This window comes from Leptolyngbya sp. 7M, assembly GCF_018128485.1.
The window spans coordinates 2,610,234-2,631,953 of record NZ_CP070897.1; the positions used below are offsets into that span (position 1 = coordinate 2,610,234).

Annotated in this window: 23 protein-coding genes; 6 read left to right on the plus strand and 17 right to left on the minus strand. The window is 48.7% G+C overall.

Annotated features, from left to right (window positions below):
- The first annotated feature begins 8 nt into the window (after positions 1 to 8).
- From JVX88_RS12630 to JVX88_RS12640, 3 genes are all read left to right on the plus strand, one after another.
- Positions 9 to 467 carry a hypothetical protein gene (locus JVX88_RS12630; protein WP_211627622.1) on the plus strand — a complete coding sequence of 153 codons (459 nt, stop codon included), beginning with the start codon at positions 9 to 11 and terminating at the stop codon, positions 465 to 467.
- Positions 468 to 551: 84 nt separating this feature from the next.
- Entirely contained in the window at positions 552 to 1,589 is a 1,038-nt protein-coding gene (locus JVX88_RS12635) for a DUF6745 domain-containing protein (protein WP_211627623.1), read from the plus strand.
- A 72-nt stretch (positions 1,590 to 1,661) separates the two neighbouring features.
- Entirely contained in the window at positions 1,662 to 2,780 is a 1,119-nt protein-coding gene (locus JVX88_RS12640) for a hypothetical protein (RefSeq protein WP_211627624.1), read from the plus strand.
- On the opposite strand, the gene lptC is transcribed toward JVX88_RS12640, so the two are convergent.
- The 11 genes from lptC to JVX88_RS12695 all read right to left on the minus strand — a co-directional run bounded on the left by lptC (position 2,698) and on the right by JVX88_RS12695 (position 15,226).
- Positions 2,698 to 4,353: an LPS export ABC transporter periplasmic protein LptC gene (gene lptC, locus JVX88_RS12645; RefSeq protein WP_211627625.1), complete on the minus strand. Its 1,656-nt coding sequence runs from the start codon at positions 4,351 to 4,353 to the stop codon at positions 2,698 to 2,700. The genes JVX88_RS12640 and lptC overlap by 83 nt on opposite strands.
- Positions 4,354 to 4,413: 60 nt before the next feature.
- Positions 4,414 to 6,117 carry a single-stranded-DNA-specific exonuclease RecJ gene (gene recJ, locus JVX88_RS12650; RefSeq protein ID WP_211627626.1) on the minus strand — a complete coding sequence of 568 codons (1,704 nt, stop codon included), beginning with the start codon at positions 6,115 to 6,117 and terminating at the stop codon, positions 4,414 to 4,416.
- Between the two features lie 10 nt (positions 6,118 to 6,127).
- Positions 6,128 to 7,072: an undecaprenyl-diphosphate phosphatase gene (locus tag JVX88_RS12655; protein WP_211627627.1), complete on the minus strand. Its 945-nt coding sequence runs from the start codon at positions 7,070 to 7,072 to the stop codon at positions 6,128 to 6,130.
- Entirely contained in the window at positions 7,072 to 8,787 is a 1,716-nt protein-coding gene (locus JVX88_RS12660; RefSeq protein WP_211627628.1) for a carbamoyltransferase, read from the minus strand. The genes JVX88_RS12655 and JVX88_RS12660 overlap by 1 nt, the downstream gene beginning before the upstream one ends.
- Positions 8,788 to 8,799: 12 nt before the next feature.
- Positions 8,800 to 9,912 (minus strand): SDR family NAD(P)-dependent oxidoreductase, encoded by a 1,113-nt coding sequence (locus JVX88_RS12665; RefSeq protein ID WP_211627629.1) that lies wholly within the window; start codon positions 9,910 to 9,912, stop codon positions 8,800 to 8,802.
- Between the two features lie 34 nt (positions 9,913 to 9,946).
- Positions 9,947 to 10,768 (minus strand): glycosyltransferase family 4 protein, encoded by an 822-nt coding sequence (locus JVX88_RS12670; protein WP_211627630.1) that lies wholly within the window; start codon positions 10,766 to 10,768, stop codon positions 9,947 to 9,949.
- Entirely contained in the window at positions 10,746 to 11,708 is a 963-nt protein-coding gene (gene codB, locus JVX88_RS12675) for a cytosine permease (protein WP_211627631.1), read from the minus strand. The genes JVX88_RS12670 and codB overlap by 23 nt, the downstream gene beginning before the upstream one ends.
- A gap of 293 nt (positions 11,709 to 12,001) precedes the next feature.
- The gene (locus JVX88_RS12680; RefSeq protein WP_211627632.1) at positions 12,002 to 12,370 is read right to left on the minus strand and encodes a PleD family two-component system response regulator; all 369 of its coding nucleotides are present in this window, start codon (positions 12,368 to 12,370) and stop codon (positions 12,002 to 12,004) included.
- A 186-nt stretch (positions 12,371 to 12,556) separates the two neighbouring features.
- Positions 12,557 to 13,480: an SPFH domain-containing protein gene (locus JVX88_RS12685; protein ID WP_211627633.1), complete on the minus strand. Its 924-nt coding sequence runs from the start codon at positions 13,478 to 13,480 to the stop codon at positions 12,557 to 12,559.
- A gap of 57 nt (positions 13,481 to 13,537) precedes the next feature.
- Positions 13,538 to 14,011, minus strand: a complete 474-nt coding sequence (locus tag JVX88_RS12690; RefSeq protein ID WP_211627634.1) for an NfeD family protein — start codon at positions 14,009 to 14,011, stop codon at positions 13,538 to 13,540.
- A gap of 177 nt (positions 14,012 to 14,188) precedes the next feature.
- A complete protein-coding gene (locus tag JVX88_RS12695; RefSeq protein WP_211627635.1) occupies positions 14,189 to 15,226 on the minus strand; it encodes an SDR family NAD(P)-dependent oxidoreductase in 1,038 nt (345 codons plus the stop codon).
- Positions 15,227 to 15,267: 41 nt separating this feature from the next.
- Between JVX88_RS12695 and JVX88_RS12700 the strand changes: the two genes are divergently transcribed.
- The 3 genes from JVX88_RS12700 to speB all read left to right on the plus strand — a co-directional run bounded on the left by JVX88_RS12700 (position 15,268) and on the right by speB (position 18,621).
- A complete protein-coding gene (locus tag JVX88_RS12700; protein ID WP_211627636.1) occupies positions 15,268 to 17,271 on the plus strand; it encodes an AMP-binding protein in 2,004 nt (667 codons plus the stop codon).
- Positions 17,272 to 17,291: 20 nt separating this feature from the next.
- Positions 17,292 to 17,591 (plus strand): hypothetical protein, encoded by a 300-nt coding sequence (locus JVX88_RS12705; RefSeq protein ID WP_211627637.1) that lies wholly within the window; start codon positions 17,292 to 17,294, stop codon positions 17,589 to 17,591.
- 121 nt (positions 17,592 to 17,712) lie between these two features.
- The gene (gene speB / locus JVX88_RS12710) at positions 17,713 to 18,621 is read left to right on the plus strand and encodes an agmatinase (protein WP_211627638.1); all 909 of its coding nucleotides are present in this window, start codon (positions 17,713 to 17,715) and stop codon (positions 18,619 to 18,621) included.
- Between the two features lie 463 nt (positions 18,622 to 19,084).
- Here speB and JVX88_RS12715 read toward each other — a convergent pair whose 3' ends face one another.
- The 6 genes from JVX88_RS12715 to JVX88_RS12740 form a co-directional block, all read right to left on the minus strand.
- Entirely contained in the window at positions 19,085 to 19,312 is a 228-nt protein-coding gene (locus JVX88_RS12715) for a type II toxin-antitoxin system HicA family toxin (protein WP_211627639.1), read from the minus strand.
- Positions 19,305 to 19,514, minus strand: a complete 210-nt coding sequence (locus JVX88_RS12720) for a type II toxin-antitoxin system HicB family antitoxin (RefSeq protein ID WP_211627640.1) — start codon at positions 19,512 to 19,514, stop codon at positions 19,305 to 19,307. Before JVX88_RS12720 ends, JVX88_RS12715 begins: the two co-directional genes overlap by 8 nt.
- A 177-nt stretch (positions 19,515 to 19,691) precedes the next feature.
- The gene (locus JVX88_RS44055) at positions 19,692 to 19,799 is read right to left on the minus strand and encodes a PTPA-CTERM sorting domain-containing protein (RefSeq protein ID WP_211627641.1); all 108 of its coding nucleotides are present in this window, start codon (positions 19,797 to 19,799) and stop codon (positions 19,692 to 19,694) included.
- A gap of 68 nt (positions 19,800 to 19,867) precedes the next feature.
- A complete protein-coding gene (locus tag JVX88_RS12730) occupies positions 19,868 to 20,266 on the minus strand; it encodes a clan AA aspartic protease (RefSeq protein ID WP_263975511.1) in 399 nt (132 codons plus the stop codon).
- The gene (locus JVX88_RS12735) at positions 20,239 to 20,514 is read right to left on the minus strand and encodes a hypothetical protein (protein ID WP_211627642.1); all 276 of its coding nucleotides are present in this window, start codon (positions 20,512 to 20,514) and stop codon (positions 20,239 to 20,241) included. Before JVX88_RS12735 ends, JVX88_RS12730 begins: the two co-directional genes overlap by 28 nt.
- 143 nt (positions 20,515 to 20,657) lie before the next feature.
- Positions 20,658 to 21,716 carry a catalase family protein gene (locus tag JVX88_RS12740; protein WP_211627643.1) on the minus strand — a complete coding sequence of 353 codons (1,059 nt, stop codon included), beginning with the start codon at positions 21,714 to 21,716 and terminating at the stop codon, positions 20,658 to 20,660.
- Positions 21,717 to 21,720: the final 4 nt, after the last annotated feature.

Below are 21,720 nucleotides of genomic sequence, written 5' to 3' on the forward strand. Positions count from 1 at the left end.
GGTTGGGCATGATGAGAAAATCAACAAAATCTGTTTTGACAGTGATCACATTACTCGTACTTTCAATAGGAGCAGGGGTTGTAATAGGGTATTTAGAGTCTGAGGACGAAATCACCAAAATTCTTGGAGTACAGCTTCCTGAATCGGCAACTGAAGTAGACTACAAAATCTCTCGTGGATGGGATGGTCCTAGTTTGTTTTTATGTGCAAGAATGTCTAAACCAGAGTTTTTGGGATACATTGAGGAAATTCGTGCCAAAAAACAATCTGAAGGGAAACTTGTAAAACAGCAGTATCGACAATCTGCAACATCAGAATTTTCACATTCAAAGTTTTTGGGTTTAAGTTGTTGGTTTGCCACACCTGCCAGGAATCAGGATACATATATACTGTTTTCACCTAAGAATTATTTCATGGTGATCAGATATCAGAATGGAACCATGTTTGTTGCATTCAGCAGTCAGTAAATTGCTTGACAAACGCATGGAGCAGACTCATTTGAGTTGAGGTTAGAGTAGTGCAGACAGAAATAAATGTGTAGTTGCTGACATATGAAGTACCTACTAAGAGCACTTCAAAGATTTGGTATGAATCAGAATAGTCCCTCAAGAAAACTTACTCCTGAACAAGAAGCTTTGTCTATCGCCTATCACAAAAAGTGGTTTGATCTAGAGTATTCAACTGAACCAACTCACTTCAAGGAAATTGAAGAATCAGTTAATCTAGCTTATAGGGCTTTAGATAAACAGAATCCCAAAATTGTCTTCTGTAAAAGTCCATATCAAGCTATCAGAGAATTGGATGAATGGAAAAATCAACCCATGATTCCACTGATGAGCTTAGGATGGCAACTGAGAAGCCAACTCCCACGAGCCGGACAAATGGGGGTAAAACGGAGGGAAAGAGCAGTACATCCAGAAGGACATTTGGGTGCTCAGTTAAGATTTGCTTTAATCAGACGACTTGGTGATCAAATGGCAGATGCAATTACTACCAGTGCTTGGTTTGGGTATACGAGCTGGTTTGATTTTTGCATTTCTGTTCTAAACTACCCTTGCGACTTACAAGCATGGAAAGCAATTCGGTCAATAGTCAGATATTGTGGCTTCATATTTCCGTTTGAAACTGCTTGTCTTATTATCGATCGTCCTACAAGCTTTTCACTTGATGAATTAGAACGTTTCCATGCCGATTCCAAACCTGCTGTCACTTATGCTGATGGGTTTAGTTTATATTTCTATCACGGTATAGGATTACCAGAAGAATACGGACAGTTGCCTACCCAAGAATGGAGAACACAGTGGCTATTTCAGGAACATGATCCTCAAGTTCGACGGGCATTACTACACGTAATCGGTTATGAGAAAATCTCTAAAGATTTACAAGTTATTGAAATAGACACCTTCAATGAATACAGCTTGCTAAAACTTGAGAATACTAATGATGTTCCTGTCCCTTTGCCAATTCTTTTGCTTAAGTACATTAATTCTGATACAGAAAAGATTCAAATTGTTGAAGCTCCATTACATAGTAGAACTGTTCATGAAGCTATAATTTGGGTGAACAAAAACTGGTTCGTTGAAACTTAGAAGTAGTTACATAGAGGCTACTCTCCTTTAGGTTAATGCTGTTCGCCTTCATTCAAGTTCATCCACAACCTGGTGCAAGCAGCCACGAATGTCGAATCACTGTCCGATGAGGCAGTGCTGGATGCCCAATTCCTGAGAGAACTGGCAGCGTTTGGCTTTGAATATGCCAAGCTCAATCCTACTGTCCTTGAGTCAGCAACTGAGAACGGAACTGAGGCATTCCTGGCCACCCTATGGCAGAGTGACTCCACACAGGCTGAGTCAGTAGCCATGCGACAAGCGACGGGAAAACTGAGTGGATTCTTTGAAACACTGGACACGAACCAGCAACGAGTGAAACTACTGGAGTTTAAGAAGCAGGTACTCCAGTTCGCCAAACAACTCCCTCCCGATTTCCAGTTGCCCACCAACGATTCTAAAGTGGTCAGTGCACTGGTCGAGCTAGGCGGGGCTTATGCTGCTTTGCAACTTGTAACAGAAGCGCCTTCAGCAGAGGATTCCGGTTTCTTCCTCAATACCCTCTTTTTAGCAGGCAACATTGAACAGGCAACTCAAGAGTTTAGAGATTTTCTCAAGGCTGCTAATGAATTTACGGGATACCGGCCAAGTATTACCTTCTCAGCCGTAAATGGAGAAATCTTTTGGAACCACACACTTGACCAGTTTGACAGATATGTGCCTAATGACTATCCAACCAATTTTGTGGTGTACCGAAATGGAGTAGCAACGGACGATCGCTTCGCTTCAATTAAGATTCAACGTGCTGATGGCAGAGAAGAAATTTATCCAGGCGACCAACTCTTTCGGCTTTACATCAAGCCTGAACCTCAAATCACGGATGCGGATCAGGTTCATCTCCAAGCCAATGAGGTAGCTCTCTATGTTGGAGATACTGTCTTCGTTGAGGATCGCACAATTCTTGGACCACTAGAGCAAATTGTTCCCGTTCGGCGAATTTTTGAAGTATTCAAACTTGTAGACCGTGCAATTGTAGGACAAACAAAAGCCCTATGGGAGCAAATTAACAATAACAAGTGGTTGACAGGAGTTTTGTTCACCACTTTTGCAGGAGCACAGTTGACACCTGCGGGTCCTGTGCTCAATGCGCTCATGGTTCTAATAGGCGGGTTTCAGGCTGGCTATGGCGTTCTACGGCTATCGTGGGCGTCCTTATGGTTCGCGTTTTTGTGAATGCATCGCAAACCTTAACGTTGTTCCCTGTTTGAAAGAACTCACAATCGAATCTTGGGGCATATGTGATCGACTTGTAGTTCTCGCGAGCGGCGTTCAATGGCTCAACAAGCAACTCGGCATTACCGACAGCCTCGGCACGGGCAATGAATTTCCCGTCCGGATGAAATATGGTTTTTACGCTATCTGCAGCAACCGTCTTTGCGGAGGCTGAAGGAGAACTATTCGGCACATCAAGCCGCAGCGTCGTTCTGCCGTCGGTATTCGCTCCTTCGATACCGCCAGATGCCTTCATTGTCAAACTGATCGCTCGAAGGGCAGAGATGGTCGCTTTCGAATAACTCGTCGAAGCCGTCGGCACCAAGACCGCAACCGGAGACCCGGACGCTTTCGCTGTGGAGATCGCACCGGTCCTCCCGAAATCTGCCGTCAGCTCTGCTCCCCTAACTGTTGCCGTCCGCTCATCACTAACATCGGTCAGTTCCGCTGAACCAACAGCTTTTGCATTCCTTAATTTTCTATCAGGGAAAAATTCAGCCGTGAGCGTGTTACCGCGAACTGAAGAAACACCGTTCTTCACCGAGGCATTACCTTCGGAAATTGCCTTACCGGCAGTACGAAGATAATCGACCCTATCGCCCGCGATCTGAGTCTTAGCATCGGTCGAGAATCTTTCGACGAGAGCACTGGTTCTCAAATAAAAACCATCGTGAACAACGTCATGCTTGGCGTATTCAGCTCGGACATTCGCCTCAGGCTTTCCGTTCCGAACCAGATCGATCGATACGTTCTGAAATAGCTCGATCATTCTTACATCTCGCTTTGAGTTCTCAAGCGGTGTTAATTGAATATTTACAAGCCCAGCCTTTATGGTCGAGGTTTCCAGCTCTGAGCCATTCCGGTTAATGAAACTACCGGCAACAGAACCATTCAGTTTTATAACTTCGTTCGCCTGATCGTAACCACCCGCTTCGGATGTTACTTTTGAGATCGTGATCTTCCCATTTGGGCTCTGATCCACCATAGATAGAGCAACGTCGCCAAGAAGATCGATCTTTCTTTCGGAAAGTTTAACAATCGCACTTGCCGCGCTTCCCTCAATATTGCCGCGGTTGAACCTTATCTTCTCTTCCGCTTCAGCAGTATCGATCCCACGTTTGTATGTGAACTGTTCCGTGTTTGCCTTCAGCCCATCCCGAGAGGTCATTTCAACATTACCGGCAAAATAAACTGTGAAGTCCTTGCTCTCGTGCGGTACATAAACACTCTTCTGCGCAGTTATTGAATCGAACGTGCCGTCGGGCGCAAAGACCTGAAGAAAGATATTCTCAAATTCTTGATGTTGGTCGTCGAAAGTCGTGGCCTTGTCCGCCTTTATATAAAATTTGACGACGTCACCTTCTATTTCTTTGCGTTCATAACCTTCGACAACGGCTGTTACTTTGTCGGAAAGATTCGCGGGAAATCCCCTCATTCGAAATTCCGGCTCCTTTTGCGAAAGGAAAGAGATACCAATAATTAGAATAACTGCGATACCGATCGCGACCGTACCGTATCGAAAAAACTTAGGCAACCATAGCTGCCAAGGTTTGATTGTTCTTTTGTCGGTGCTGGTTTCGGCCATTTAACTAGACTAATTATCTGCTCTTAGATCACTTACAACAAGTTGTAACCGTGTATTACCCTGCCATGAATTCGCTTCAAGCGTGTACGCGACTTCGATGCCGACACCCTCGGTTAAAGTTTGCCCCTCTGATCGTTCGACGCCGTCCCACCAAACAGCTTCCAATCGTCTGTTATCGGCATCTATCAGATTCAAGCGCAGATGCTTCTGTTTCATCACAAATGGCTCACTACGGAGACGAAGTCCTTTGGTAACAAAGACCGGTCTCGGATTACCGGCACCAAATGGTTCCAGACGTGATAATTCCTGAACAATCTCAAGCCCCAGTGTCCCGGAGCTGACTGGGGCGTCAATTGTCAGCTTTGGTAAGAGTTGTTGTGAGGACAAAGAATTTAAGGCGTGGCGATTAAGCTCTGTCCGAAGTTTGCCTATATTTTCGGTCGGCAACTGCATCCCGGCAGCCATAGAGTGGCCACCAAACTGATCAAATATCCCCGAACAGGATACCAATGCTTCAACGATATTATATTCGGGTATGCTCCGCGCACTGCCATATGCAACCCCGTTCTCCGCAGAGAGAACAATTGTCGGACGATAGAACTTCTCGGCAAGTTTCGAGGCGGCCAGACCGATCACACCACGATGCCAGCCCTCGCCCGCAACAACTATTACGTTGCGCTCGGTTGTTCTTTCGTATTCATCGATCGCCTGCTCTGTGATTCTCTGCTGCATTTGCTGCCGCTCACGATTGCGTGAATCCAACACTCGCGCTATTCTCCTTGCCTCATTGAAATCTTCTGATTCAAATAGCTCCACAACGTGGCTGGCAACGTCCATTCTCCCTGCGGCATTTATTCGCGGAGCAATTCGAAAGCCTATATGGTTCGCCGTCATTTCCGACGTGCAATCAGTGATCTCCATTAAGGCTCGCAGTCCTTGATTCTTGGTGTTCAGGATCTCACGAAGACCGAGCGATACGATAACTCGATTTTCACCCTTGAGCCGCATTATATCCGCGATCGTTCCCATCGCTGCGATCTCCATTAGCGAAGGGATCATTTCGGTGCGCCCAAACTCAGCCAGCAGTGCATGCGCGAGTTTTAGTGCAACGCCGACGCCCGCGAGGTCTTTATCGGGATATTTGCAATCTGCTTGGTTCGGATTCACCACTGCGACCGCTTTCGGAATACCAGCCGGGTCTGAAAGATGATGATCCGTGATAATGAAATCAAATCCATTCGCTGCGGCCCATTCCATCGGCTCAAAACTTCTGATGCCGCAGTCAACGGAGATCCCTAAAGTACAGCCTCTCGCCTTAGCTGATTCCAGCGCGGGAATATTGATCCCATAACCTTCTGTAAAGCGATTCGGTATGTGATATTCGCTTGGAATACCGAGTTCTCGAAAGACCCTTCGAAGCAGTACCGTACCTGTCGTCCCGTCAACATCGTAGTCACCCCACACCAATACTTTTTCACCATGTTCGCGTGCCTTCATCAACCTGGCCACGGCCTGGCGCATTCCTGTAAGTCGATAGGGGTCGTGCATTTGCTCGATCGATGGATTCAAAAATTGAAACGCTTCCTCAGCCGATGAAAAGCCTCTGGATATAAGCAATGCCGCTGTTAGCGGTTGAATTTTTAGATCACACGAGAGCCGATCCACGGCCTCGCGATCATGCTTAAGTCTTACCCAATGCTTTTGGATCGGCATTAATATTTAGTTAGACATTAACAACAGGATCAAGGACACCGCGCCAAAGCAGAAGCAGGAGCGCGATACCTAGAATAACGCGGTAGATAATAAATATCGCCGTAGAGTTTTTCCGAAGAAATGCAAGAAGAAACCAGATCGAAAGATAACCGACAATACCCGACACGATCGTGGATACCAAAAGTGGTAATGCACTTTCAGCAGGAATTATCCTCCATGCTTCACGCAACTGAAGCAGCCCGGCGGCCGTGATCGCCGGTATCGATAAGAGAAAAGAGAATCGCGCCGCCGCCTCGCGTTTCTGACCCGCAAACAACCCACCCATTATTGTCGATCCGGAACGACTCGCTCCCGGCATCAGTGCCAATACCTGAGCAAAACCTACGACAATGGCGTCAAGAATCCCAAAATTCTCAATTTCTCGGGTGCCTCTGCCCGAACGCTCGTACCATTTGCTTACCATTTCCGCGAGTGCAAGTAACAAACCTACCCCGATGAGCATTAGTGAGATTATCCAAAGATTCTTTGTGCCGGGACCTTCGATCTGCTCCTTAAGGACAAGGCCGACTGTGCCGATGGGTATCGACCCCAAAATGATCAGCCAACCTAACCAGGTTTCGGTTGACATCCATTGCTCATACCAATTCTTCGCCATTCCCCAGCCGCCAAGATAGCCTGAAGCGTCTTCATCGCCGAAGAGGTCCTTAAGACCCCAGCCGTAAAGAATTATCCCCATCCAGATCCGCAAAGAATAAGCCCAGAAGAAAATATTCACCTGAAATTCACTGTCCGGATCGTCAGTTCGCCGACCCAGTGCAAACCCGGCAATTCCCCCAAGCAACAACATCAACGGAACTGCGATCAATTCTGTCGCTTCGTAGGCGAAGAAATAGGCGCTCTGCAATAGCATCGCAAAGAACGTAAGCAGAAACACCAATTTACCAAGGCCGATCATTAGGAGTTTGCTTCGCGAAGAACTAAATTATTCTCCATAACCAACGCATCAAAGTTTGCGTTATTGAAAGTCTTTATTGCGTCCTGCGGTGTACAAACGATGGGTTCCTGAACATTGAAAGAAGTGTTCAATAGCATCGGGATCCCGGTGATCTTTTTGAACTCATTTATCAAGCTCCAATAGCGCGGGTTTGTTTCGCGACTTACCATCTGCGGGCGTGCAGTTCCGTCAACATGAACTACTGCCGGTATCTTTGCTTTATATTCGTCCGCGACCTCGATCACCGTTATCATAAATGGGTCGTGGTGCTCAACACCAAAAACCTCGAGGCCGTGCTCTTCATGCATTGACGGGGCCAGCGGACGGAACCATTCGCGGAGTTTCACCTTGTGGTTCAAGATCTCGCGCATATCGCCGCGTCGCGGATCGGCGAGAAAGCTGCGTGCGCCCAACGCTCGCGGACCAAGTTCCATCCGACCATTGAACCAGCCGATTATCGCACCCTCTGAGATCATCTTAGCAACACGCGGCAAAAGCTCTTCATCCGGCAATGTTTCGTACTTCAAACCGGCTTTATTCAAAGCTGTCTGGCATTCTCCATTCGTAAAGCCGGGGCCGTAATAGGCGTGATTCATTACGAAATCGCGTGGCTTCCCAAGCAATTGATGCCAGACATAATATGCCGCACCGAGCGAACAGCCCGCATCGCCCGCAGCGGGCTGGACAAAAAATCGCTTGAACGGGGTCTCGTGAAAGATCCGTCCGTTCATCACCGAATTGAAAGCAACGCCGCCGGCCATACAAAGGTTTTCTTCGCCGGTCATCTCGTAGATCTTGTTAACAAGATAAATTGCCGTGTCCTCAAGCGCCTTTTGTGCAGAGCAGGCGATGTCCCAGTGGTGCTCGGTCAGCTCCTCACCGGGTTTTCGTCCGGGCCCAAGCTCTTTAACGATCGCTTCGGGGAATTGATAATGCTTTGCCAGGTGATGATCCAGAACCTTTATGTTGAACTTAAAGTCGCCCCTGCCGTTCGTCGTCAGCACTTTCTCACGAAAAAAATCGTAATACTTCGGCTTGCCATAAGCGGCAAGCCCCATTACCTTCCATTCGTCTCCGGCAAACATATCAAAGCCGATGAAGTTGGTTACGGCCGAATAGAATTGACCGAGACTGTGCGGCAGTTTTATGCGCTTCAGGATCTGAAGCTTATTGCCCTTGCCTTGGCAAAAGAGCGTGGTCGTATCCTCGCCGGTTCCGTCCCACGTCAGTATTGCGGCGGAATCAAATGGCGAAACGAAAAATGCCGAGGCGGCATGGGTCTGGTGATGCTCCAGATAGTGAAACTTGAAATCGCCGGGGCCAAAATGCTCGCGTAATCGTTTCGGATGCTTGAACATTCCAAGATAGCTGTCACTTACCTGAGCAATCCCTCGGTCCGCGCGAGCCTTGAACATCGCCGGCGAGATCAGCCCGGCCTTTAGCGCCTGCATAGCCTTATGCCGAAGTATCCACGGCTTCCAATAATGCCCGACATGCTCAACCTTGGCGAGCGTTATTCCCGCCTGTTTCAAACAAAATTCGATCGCCTTGTAAGGGAAACCTGCGTGATGTTTTTTTCGCGAGAAGCGCTCCTCTTCGACCGACGCGATCAATTGTCCGTCCTTAATGATCGCCGCCGCAGAATCGCCAAGAGTTGTAAGCCCTAATATGTACATAAATCCAGACTGCTACTTCACCAAACTATGTGCGGCGAGTTCAGCAGTTGCGGCCTGCACCTTGTCATCTGCTTCCTGTTCGGAGACCCACGCCAGCAATTCCTCCAGACCGGTTTCGAGCGTAACCTTCGGCTCGTAGCCAAGTAAAGCCTTTGCCTTCGAGATATCAGAAACGCAATGTCGGATGTCGCCTTCCCGGTATTTGCCGACGATCTCCGGTTTGATATCTTTACCGAGCCCCTTTGCAAGCAATTCTGCTATCTCTTTGACAGAGGTCGCGCGTCCCGTGCCGACATTGACGGCCTGATAATCTGCATCGTCGCTTTCAAGTGCGAGTAGATTCGCCTGAACTATATCCGAGACGTGAACAAAGTCACGCGATTGAAGGCCATCCTCAAAGATCATCGGCGCTTGATCGTTCATCAGCCGCGACGAGAATATCGCACAAACGCCGGTGTATGGGTTCGAAAGAGCCTGCCGCGTGCCATAGACATTAAAATATCTAAACGCCACGGTGGGTATTTTGTAGGCTCTGCCGACCGCCAGACAATACTGTTCCTGGTCTTGCTTAGAAACGGCGTAAACCGATGTCGGGAAAAGCGGCTTTTCTTCGGTAGTGCCGATCGGTTCCAATTCGATGTCTCCGGCACGTAACTCCCATTCGTGCGCCGCAAGCTGTTCATCCGAGCGAAGCTGCGGGTTGACGGTTTCGCCGGTCGCTGGATTCCGATACGCACCTTCGCCATAGATCGACATCGACGAGGCAACGATCAGTTTTTGAAACTGATCTTTTCGGTTGATCATCTCTTCAAGCAAAACCGCTGTACCAAGATCGTTCGCCTTTACATACCGCACGATCTCATACATAGATTGCCCAACCCCGACCTCGGCCGCTTGATGATAGACCACTTCGATACCGTCCAGAGCCTTCGCCACTGCATCTGCATCACAAACGTCGGCACGAATAAACTCCGCTTCAGGGTTCAGGTGCTCCGGAATCTTGCCGCCTATATGCACCTGCTCAACGATTGAATCTAAGATCCGAACTGTATGCCCGCGCTCGACCAGCGCATCAACCAAATGCGACCCAATAAACCCGGCCCCGCCGGTTACTAATATTTTCATCGAATTCATAAGTGGACAAAAGGGTATGATAACGCTAATTGCGGGTGTTTTCCTCTATAGCTGTGCGAAAAACTTTAAGTACGCGGGGAACCTGTGAAATAGCGGAATATCCGGTTTCGACCGTCCACCGCCCGGCCATGCCAATTTTCTGCCGGAGTTCGGGTGAATGGAGCAGAAGTTTAAGCTTTTCTATCCATTCATCTTTTGAATCTGCCAGATAACCGTTCTCGCCATCTTGAATGATCGTAGAGTTTACACCTACGGGTGAGCAGATCGTAGGAATTCCCAGCGCCATATATTGCAAAGCTTTCAGTCCGCATTTTCCGCGGCTCCAATCTTCATCGGGTAATGGCATCAGGCCAATATCAATTTTCTGAAGATCTTCTATCTCTGAATCAGACCGCCATTGGATCGCCTCAGTTTCAACACCGGGCAGATCGTATTCAGGCGTTCCAATTACGCGAAGCTTGAACTTTTCGGTCTTCACAAGCTCCTGCAAGACACCGCGGATAGTGTCCAGATGCTGGACCGTGCTAAAGCTTCCGCTCCAGCCTATGGTCAGAGTTTCAGGTTCAACATCGCGAACAGGTGGCAGGTATGTTTCGGTATCGATCGTGGTCGGGATTATGGTAACGTTCCGATTTTCTTTAAGGGCATAGTCCGCCAGATACTGATTCCCGGCAATCACATGTGTCGAAAGACGGCAGATCGTGGCAGTTTTTCCGGGAAATTTCAGATAGCTCAAGTAACCGTTCGAAGGGCTTTTGTACGCCACAAAGACCGCATCGTCAAAATCAAAGACCATCGGCACGCCGGAGGCCGCGATACGCCGCTCAAACCATGCAGGCCCGAGCAAAGGCGTGACGCTTGGTGGTGCGGAAGAAGTTTGTTCCGGCAACCGAAAAAGCGTAGATGGTATTGTCCTGGGTGGTCCAGACGTTCAGAATTAGCAAAACCAGACCGAGGAATAGCAAGCCTTGCTGCGCCATCGCCTGAATCAGGTCATTGGTGCCGTAGACCAGGGTGCAAAATGCGCCAGTAAAAACCAGCAGACCATTGATAAAGAAAAAGGCCAGCAGCGTACTCCAAACGGCATTCTTGCCCGAATCAGCAAAGCGGCTCCAGTTGGTCGATTGGGTGCCGCCCGAGATAAATGTCCCGATCACAATTGCCAAAGCCGCACCAAAGGACAGCTCTTGAGTGGGTTGAAGCGCAGTCAAATCGCCCGCATCTCGAAACCCTATTGACAGACTAATCACAATCAGCACCAGCATCGCTGGGACGGCCAAACGGCTGAGCCAATCCATTGCAGTGTAGCCAATGTAGGCTGTAACGCAAAATCCATAGGTGGCCAGCACAATCAGCAGCCACGACCAGTTTTGGGGCAGGCCCAACAGATTGATCAAGGCGTCTGCTACAAATGCATTGGTCACCGCATACCAGCCGATTTGGGTAAAGCCCAGGATAAAGTCCACCCAGCGCGAGCCGATGTTGCCAAAACTAAACCGCGACATCAGTACCGTCGTCAGGCCGCTCTTGTAGGCGATGTAGCCCAGCATGGCGCAATAGGCACCCAGTAGGCCATTACCAATCAAAACGATCCAAAGCAGATTGGTGAAATTAAACGCTGGACCGATTTTGCCGCCCGCGATTAGTGTAGTCGAAACTAGCGCGAACCCCATCAGCAAAGGAGCCAGCGACCAGATCGGCTTACGAGCTGTCAAGGGAACGGCAGAAAGGGGAAAGTCTTGAGACGCTTGGGTAGAATCTATCGTCTCCAGCTTTGTCACGCTCATAGGGGATTTGCCCTCACCACACTAGTTAAGTAAATGGATAAATAACGCAGATACAGCGTTCATAAATAGGTTGTGAACAAGGGGGTGTGTGGGCGAAGCCCCCACGCAGGGGTGGAACCCCTGCACCCCGTTCAAACTCAAGAAAGGATGGCTGTAGTAACGAAGCCAACATAGTCTCAAGTTGAGACAGTATCAAATAAGTATCAAATAAGGGGCAGCTGAAGGTGAATCGCCAACAGTTGCCCCTTTTTTAACCGAGTTTTTTATGAGCTTTGTTGAACATGGCTGGGAAATCATTTGGTATGCAAAAGCTGCTTCACAGTCTTCAGCATTTCCCCAGGTTGAAACGGCTTTGTAATATAGGCATCAGCTCCCTGCTTCATACCCCAGTAACGATCAAACTCTTGGTCCTTGGTAGAACAAATCAAAATAGGAATATTTTGAGCAACCGGATCATTCTTAATCCAGCGGCATAATTCATAGCCGTTCATTTCCGGCATTACTAAGTCAGTGATAACGAGATCAGGGGCCTTGGTCTGAATTTTGACTTTGGCTTCCAAACCATTGGCTGCTTCAACTACGGTCAACCCTCCCTGCTTCAACAGCTCTGAGAGCATTTGTCGGACGGTTTGACTGTCATCGACCACCAAAACTGTACTCATAGCATTTTGCTCATCTCAGAAATTCTGAAACAGGGAAGCGGGAAATTAGCTTGGCAAGAGATCACAGACAGGAGTTGCAATAGCCGCAAAGCGGAGTACGGATAGGCTGTAATCTAGCTGCTTGATCTACATTCTTTCTTTAGCAGTATTCCCAGAACTCAATCCATTTGCCGCAATTGGCAAGGACTATTCGGCTTGACCATTGGTATCACCAGTTTCTTCAGCTTTGGGGGTTTGTCTAAAGGCAGCAGGCGGATAATCAACCAATCGATCGCGCAGCAGCGCATCAATGTTTTCTGTAATGTCGCGCGGGTTCATGAAAATCACTTTAGAGTTGTCGCTTTGCCCCAACTGCAAGTTGGCATCAACGTAGCGCTGCATGACCAAATAGCGCAAAATATCTTGGGGATCGGCTTGGGTTGGCATCGCGTCAGCAATTCGCCTGACTGACTCAGCCATCGCTTCTGCCTGCTTAATCGCCGCTTGACGATCACCTTCTGCCTCAGCAATCGCTGCTTCCCGTTTGCCTTCTGCCTCAGCAATCGCCGCTCGTTTTTTACTCAGGGCAGCCCGCTCACTCTCAAGCGACTTTTGTAAGTCCTCGTTTTTGATTTTGATGTCTTGAATTTCAACGCGAGTCACCTTAACTCCCCACGGCTCTGTGGCATCATCCAGACTTTCCAACAAGGCTCTGTTGATTTCTTCACGAGAGGAATAGGTTCTTTGCAGATCCATCTCGCCAATTTTAGAACGCAAAGTTGTCCCCACCAGGTTCTTTAACGCTGTGCTGACATCATCGATTTCGTAGTAAGCAGAGTACAGATCAATGATGCGCCAGAAAATTACCGTATCAATAGTCAGGGTTACACTATCGTTAGTGATCACATCGCTCGGTTCAATGTCCAAGATCCGTTCTCGCGTGTTGGCTTCGATAACTACTTCATCGATGATAGGCAGAACACCAAAATTCAAACCTGGCGTTAATTTGCGGTGATAGCGGCCCAATCGTTCGACCAATGCCTCATTGCCCTGGTTCACCCGTCTCACAGAACCAACGGTTGCACCAACGACGGTTAACACAACTGCAAAAACCCATACCAATGTATTCATTGTCTTGTTTCCCTCTCCAGGCGGCGGCTATTTGAGTAGTTTCTAGAGATTAGCCAGTTAAGTCACTGTGTCGTAAGGTTCGTCCGTAAAATCAAGCGGTAAAACAATTAGCGTTAGCCCATGCCTACCCACTACCTGCACAGTCTGCCCACTGGCAATGCTGACGTCTGATACTTGACAGCGAGCCTTCCAGAGCGCGCCTTCATAGGACACCCAGCCCACACCGCCTTTGGGGATCATTTCGGAGACAACGGCTTCTGTATCGGGCAGTTCCTCTTTTGTGGGCAAAGGCACCATTCCCCGCAACACGATAGTTAAAGCAATTGAGAGAATACCCCAAAGCACAATTTGTAAAGCCACTGAAGAAACCGAAAGGGCCGCAATCGCCGTAATGATTGCCGCAATCCCCAACGATGCCACCGTTGGCTCTCCAACCACTACTCCGAGCAAGATAAAAATAAAACCAAGAATAATCCAGAGATTGAAACTGGGCGGACTGGGAACATTAGCAGCAACTTGTAGCAAATTCACGGCAGATCCCACCCTTAGATAAGCTATTAAATGTTAAGTTAAATGACGTTAAATAGACGGAGAAACCGATGTTGGGTTCTGTTTCAAATTTAGCGAAAGAAAGCAAAAATATGCCTCCTTGATGTGAGGCTAGTAGACAAAAATCTTCTCTTTGAAATATGGCTACAGCAATTCTGCCTAGTGATCAACTGAATCTCTTACTGCTGCCTTACGCCGCCATCTGAAGAATTGATTTGCGGCTAGTGGGACTCCACCCGGTAGGATAAACATGACCAGCGGCAACCCACCTAGCAAACAATTGAGCTTGTTGTAGCAAACGCCCTGCTGAGACTCGGCTTTGCCTTTGGCAAGGGTGCTAGAAATGAGCTGTTCCATTGGTAGAGCCGCCATTCTCAAACGTTGGGGAAAGTTGGGCGGCAGTTGGGAATTTAGCCTCAGCTTCAGCTCTGTTGACGAAAAGGACTGAGCATAAGCAGCCGTTAGAAAAGGAGCATAGCGATTAGCTTCGGGCGTTAGCTGCTGCACGAATGCCAAGCTAACTCCTCGTAAAAGTTGTCTGAGTGCTTCTGTTTCCTGTTCTGGACGTTCCCGAATAAAAAGGCTCTGGGTAAAGACATGGTTGAGATTGGCTGGATCACCTACACTTAGGTGGGTTCCGCCAATCGCTGTTAGCAAAAACTTGGAACCTTTGAGTTGTGTGAACGGCAAAAATTGCTGACTGACAGCGGGCGTAATGGTGTCATCAGTGCCTGCCAGCACCGACTTCAAATTCGTATTGAGCACGCGGTTCCACGTATCTTCGGTCATCTCCTCGATCGGCGCACCTTCCCAGATACCGGCGTTAAGCACGAGCAGATCGATGCCGCCGAATTCTTCAACCGTGCGTTTCGCCACCTCCGCCGCGGCCGAATACTGCGAGACATCGCCTTGCACTGCTATCGCCCGCACGCCTTTTTCTCCACAAAGCCGCACGGTCTCATCTGCCTCGGAGTGGTTCTGCAAATAATTGACAACGACATTTGCACCGCCCTCCGCAAGCCGAATCGCCGTCGCCCGCCCGACGCCCCGTGAAGCACCTGTAACAATAGCGGTTTTTCCGGCGAAAATCTCGCTTGGCAGATTTATGTGTGGTTCCGGCACGGTCATTGTACACATTTTGCCACGAATTGCAGGATCAACACGAATGTAAGAGAATTTTACATCGTATCTCGGCATTTCATTCGCCTTTTTTGTGTGATTCGCGAGCGTCACCTATTATGAACGACCAAAACCTCCTTGAAAACCAGCCCATCGCTTGGACGCCGACGCCGGACGTCATAGAACGAGCGCAGCTCACGAAGTTCATGCGCCAAGTCGGCGTGTCAACGTGGGACCAGCTTTACGAATTCTCGATCCGCGACGTGGAGCGGTTTACGGAAGAGGTCCTGAAATTCCTCGACATCAAATTCGACCCGCCTTACGAAAAGCTGATCGACACATCAAACGGCGTCGAGATGCCGTCGTGGCTCTCCGGTGCCGGTCTCAACATCACCGAGATGTGCCTCGACCGCTGGCAGACGGACGATATGAAAGATCAGCCCGCGGTGATCTGGGAGGGTGAATCGGGGCTATCAGAGAGTGTGACATACGCAGATCTCCATGACTACGTCGTTCAAGTCTCTGAAAGTTTGACAAAAGCTGGTTTCGGAAAAGGCGATGCGATCGGGATCCATATGCCGATGATACCTGAGACGATAAACGCACTGCTTGCCATCAATCGAATAGGTGCAATAGCAGTTCCTGTCTTCTCCGGATATGGTGTTGAAGCTATATCAAGCAGGCTCAAGGCCGTTGGAGCAAAAGCACTTTTTACCACTGAGGCATTCCCGAGACGTGGGCGAATGGTGAATGCCATTCAAACGGCAATAGAAGCAGTGTCACATTGTCAAACCATTCAAAAAGTTTACGTCACAAGCTGCTCAGAAAATTTCGACATCAAGGCAATTACAAACGATGAAAGATTTACGTCGTTTTACGACCTATTTTCTGGCCTAACCGAGCCTTCGCTTTCTAAAACCTCCGCCGAAGCCCCGCTCATCATCCTCTACACCTCCGGCACGACCGGTAAGCCGAAAGGCATTGCGCACACACATGCAAGTTTTCCGATCAAGGCGGCGCAGGATATGGCGTTTGGGACGGATGTCGGACGCGGCACGCGCATCTGCTGGTACACGGACATCGGCTGGATGATGGGGCCGTGGCTGATCTACGGTGCGCTAATAAATGGCGCGACTATCTGCATCTACGACGGTGCACCCGATTACCCAACGCCGGATCGTATGTGGGAATTCTGCGCGAAACATAAGGTAGAGGTGCTCGGCATTTCCCCGACGCTTGTTCGTTCGCTTGCAACGCACGGCGAAGATCTGCCGAAAAAGCACGATCTCTCGTCCCTAAGAGCGTTCGCATCCACCGGCGAACCTTGGAATCCGGCGCCATGGTGGTGGCTGTTTGAAAAGGTCGGAAATTCAAAGCTGCCGATCATCAATTATTCAGGCGGGACCGAGATCGCCGGCGGCATTCTGATGGGCAATCCGCTGCTGCCGCAAAAGCCGTGTTCGTTCCCCGCTCCGTGTCCGGGAATGGATGTAGATATTCTCGACGAGGACGGTAATTCTGTCGAGGCCTGCAAGGTCGGCGAGCTTGTAATAAAACAGCCGTGGATCGGAATGGCACGCGGATTTTGGCAGGAAAAAGAACGCTATCTCGACACATACTGGCGGCGTTTCAAAGACATCTGGGTTCACGGCGATTTTGCGATGCGCGACAAAGACGGCCACTGGTTCATCCTCGGTCGGTCGGACGACACGCTAAAGGTCGCCGGCAAACGCGTCGGCCCCGCCGAGGTCGAATCGCTGCTCGTCGCTCATCCTCTGGTCACCGAAGCCGCTGTGATCGGCGTTCCCGACGAGGTAAAAGGCACAGCGATGGTTGCTTTTGTCGTCGGATCGCAGGGAGCCTTGCCGGCAGATGAGAAAGATGCGGACAAGCTGTCTGCGTTCCGGCAGGAACTGAAAGCCCTTGTCGCGAAAGATATGGGCAAACCGCTGGCGCCGTCGAAAATTCATTTTGTCTTTGCATTACCAAAGACACGAAACGCGAAAGTGATGCGACGCGTTATCCGAGCGGCTTACCTCGGTGAAGATCCCGGAGATCTATCGGCACTCGAAGACCCAAAAGCCGTTGAGGCAATTTCTAAAGCTGCAGAGAATAACAATTAGAACCCAAAAGGAGAACGACAATGCAGTTCTCATTTACAATTCCCGGCGAACCACAGACCAACGTTGTTATCGACCGCGACGGATTTACCGGCCGATTCACCTGCACAGAAAATGGTCGAATCCATGACATAGCCAGCGTTTTGAATCCATTCACTCATTTCAATCTAAAACTTGAAAAGGTTTACGAGCTAGCCGTCGGAGACAATGCTCAACATCGGCTTACGATCAAGCATACTCGCCCGCTGCTGTTTGCGGGTTTTCGGCCGCATCGTTTTCAGGTTTGGGTTGATGGACAATTCTTCATCGATCACACTGGATAAGTCTCCAATCGGTCACAACCAGCTCGGTGAATATCAAAGTAGCCAGCCAAGCCCCGGGATTCCTCCAAGCTCTCCCTTTAAAAACTTGAAAATCTCCGAACAAACGGCAACACTTAACATTATGAGTGAATCAGCAAACTTGCCGATGAATTTCGGCGGTATAGATGAGGACAAATTCTCTTCCTTTGATGCTTCCCAAGTATTGATCTGGCCTGTTTCATACGAAGGAACGGTCTCGTATGGCACTGGTACGGAACAAGGAGCAATGGCGATCATTGACGCCTCACGCAACATGGAACTATATGACGAGGAGACGGACACGGAAACCTATAAGATAGGCATCCACACGCTTGAAGAATTCACACCTCGTGAAACGCCGGAAGCGATGATGACCGGACTCTATGAACGAACAAAGGAATTACTGGATCACAACAAATTCATCTGTATGATTGGAGGCGAACATTCGGTCTCCGGCCCGGTGATAAAAGCTCACGCGGAAAAATATCACGACCTTTCGGTGCTTCAGATCGATGCACATGCCGACCTTCGTGACACCTACGATGGGACCCCGCATTCTCACGCCTCCATAATGGCCCGCGTCGTAAAGGATCTTCGCATTCCATCGGTGCAGGTGGGAATACGCTCGATATCGGCAGAGGAAGCACGCCTTATCAAGTCCGGGATCCCCACCCGTATCTTCTGGGCTCGGGATATCGCCGGCAAGACGGATTGGATCGATGACGCTATTGACGGACTCTCTGACAGCGTTTATCTGACCATCGATATTGACGGACTGGATCCGAGTATCGTCCCAACGACCGGAACACCCGAACCGGGCGGGCTTGGTTGGTACGAAACCCTAACGTTGATCAGGAAACTCGCGGAGAAGAAACGGATCGTTGGAATGGATCTTGTTGAATATTCATATTCAGAGAATTTTGATTCTCCGGCATTTCTATGTGCGAAATTGATCTACCGATCGCTTTCATATATTTTCGGCGGAACGCTTCCTAAAGTCGCAGAGTCGTAATAGGCGTAACGAACTTTAGCCCCGATCAAAACGTATGAAATGAAGATTTAAATCGCTTTTTTGTTGCGATAGAATCACGATTAAAGTATTTCTGGAGTTATGACGATGTTTTCGAGAGCTTCTTTGACCTTGGTAAATGAGCAACGTCTGTTCTGTTCGATGGCATAGCTGTGTAATCGCCTCTCGTTGAGGAGTGAGGCTGATAGAAAATCTGATTTTAGGGCTTTGTGCAAAAGTAAAATACCTTGGGGTGTATCGCAATCGTCGCCCAATATATCCGCTGGGATTTAACAATATCTTTCTATTTGGGTTTCCATACAATTTGCGATCGCTTTGCTAGTAAACCCGCTAACCGTTCAGATTTGCAAGGACAGCCAAATTGTCCTGAACACAACCAGAGATTGAGGCATGACGCCTTTCTTAAGCCACTTGAATTGAGCAGCAGCGATTGCAAGACATAAAATTACAAATTCTCGATGAATTCTTCTGGTGTAACTTGAGCTTGTTTGAGGATGCCGCTCAATGTGCCAACCTTCAACTCGCGATGCACTGGAACAACGCACCCAACCTCACCATCCGGCGTTCTCTTTTTCATCACAACATGACTACCTGTTTGGCGAACCTGCTCAAAGCCCAGACGTTCCAATACCCGAATTGCTTCTCTGCTAGAGATTCGGGGCAACTTAGGCATAGTTGACCTCAATACTGGTGACAAATCTAGGGGAGGTTTCTGGCACAGGAAATTCCTCCAGATATAGCCGCGTTGCTTCTTTCAAGCCTGCAATCGCCTGCTCGATTGTTTCCCCTTGATCGACGGTGCCAATCTCTGGGCATTCAGCGATGTAAAGGTCATCTTCCTTGTAAAGAATGACTGTAACGCTACGGCTTTTCATCGTGATTGAACCCTAAAGTTTCTTCTACTCAGCATAGCATCCTTGTTCTTTGATGGTGAAGAAGGCAGAGGTGGGAGATACACCCTTGAGGAACGGTTTTGTCAGCAAATAGATGTTCAATCGCTCGTTTGCCAAATGAGCTAAATCAGACAGAGCAATCGAACCTAACCAGTAGTTCTAACCTTCTGCCGTTTCCACAGTCTCTTGTCTCTGATTTTGTTTTCGCTTCCGCAGTGCCGCCATGCCTAGACCGACTAAGCCTGGAAGTACAGTGGGTGTTGGCATGGGTGTTCCAGAAGGTGGAATAGATCCATTAATGATTACGCTAGTTTGATGTTAGACTGCACCGCTCATTATCTGGGCAAGGCTTTGATTGTTACAGTGCCATTGCTGATTGTTTGAATACAAACCTCGTACCCGTACAATAGCCCTACACCAAGCAATGAGCCTGCGTCTGATTCATTGATTTTGATTGTTCTAAATTCCCCATCCCAAATTATGGTGGCTGAGTATACATCAAACGTTTGGGTGCTTCCATCGCCAAGAACGCCCTCTTCGCTACCACGCCAAGGAAGGTTTAGCGCTGCAATTGTAGATGGTGGTAAAGTTAGATACCCTGTATACCCTGTATCAATCACTGCATCAACAACAATCCGTTGCGTTGCCAAATTACCCACAACGACACGAAGCATTGCTTCACCGTTTACATTCACAACTCCAGTCATCATGCTTTTTCTGACAGCCCACGCCATCCGAAACGATGGACTCCACGGTGTCCAATGCGAATGAACCAAGTTTGGGCATCAGGGCATCTCTCTAACAGGCGATCGGAGGCAACTAAGGTATCATCAGCGACTTCAAATGCCCCTGTTTCGACGTCAATTGCCACAATTTTCCCAAAGTTGTTTGGCTCGACCTGTTGGCGAATCTGAGACTCATAGAGTTCTTTGCCGCGTCGGGCTAATTCTTCTTTAGGATACCGTCGTTGACGAATTGCCATAGAGTAGCCTTGTTAAGATTTGAACTGTTCCATTTTAGCTTGAAGAGAGGATCGACGGCTGTTTCTCCTTTGCTTCATGCCTTTATGGTGAAGGATTGGTGGTTCTGTTTGCACCTTTTCTGCATCAAATTGAACGAACTGGTTTACGGATCTAACAAACGCGGTGTAAACGAATCAGGAGACGGTTCTTTAGTAATCATCTCCATATCCTGATGTCGCTGCTCAGCAGTCGCTTGATAGACTGCTTTGCGAGCGCGGTTGATGCTCCCCAAAGGCTGATGTTCTGGCAACGAATGCCAGGGTGTAAACGACAGCCCTTCGCCAAACGCAAACTGCTCCGGTGTATCGAAAACTTGACGAGGAATCCGAATCGTGGCGACTTTTTGTAGTGGCGTATCCTGCTCAAGCCATTCCACAGTTGGATCTTCAATTGGCATTTTGTCAGGATCGGTTTGAAGCTGAATCAAAAAGTCAAACGTTGCATCCTGTGCCATCAGAGCATCTGCCATCGCTGCCCGCAGATAATCAGGTGTAGTGCCGACTGCTCCAGCAATTTGACTCGTTGGTCTAGCTGAAAACTTAATCGCAGTTTCGCCAAACCGATAGGGCGTGGTACTCCAATATTGTGTGGCTAACAGATTCTGGATCTGCTTCTTCTGAAACGACTGTGTGATCTTTGCTGCCTGCGGATGAGTCGCGAAAAACGCAGCCTGTTTCCCTGTTGCCACAGCCGCGAAGAACGCAGCAAAATCTGAGGCGTTGCGAATGAAAAACACTGGATGGTCTACCATTAAAAAATCCTGCGTCTGGGCAGTTTTCTCAGTTTCCAAAACTTTATCACCTGCAATATTCATCAGCTTGATCGCCATGCCGTGCAAGCCTGGTTGGGTATCATCTGATCCTCTGGCATTTGAGAAGCGAATCCAGGCTGGATAGGTTTTTCCAGGTTCTTTGAACAAACCCACTCGCAAACTCTCTGGCAAATCTGGTGCAACCGTAAACTCTGCCCATACCGTTCCATGCCCTTTCGGATGCTGGCCCCGCAGTTTTGGCGGCTGCAATTGTTTACTGATCTCGACGATTTTGGCAATGGCTACTGACTGGTCTGGCTCAACTACAGAATTTGCTTCTGCAAAAGCTGGTTGGATAAACAGCAAGCTGATATGTAAAACTATAACGAATGCAGCTAGCAAGTTAGTCATTATC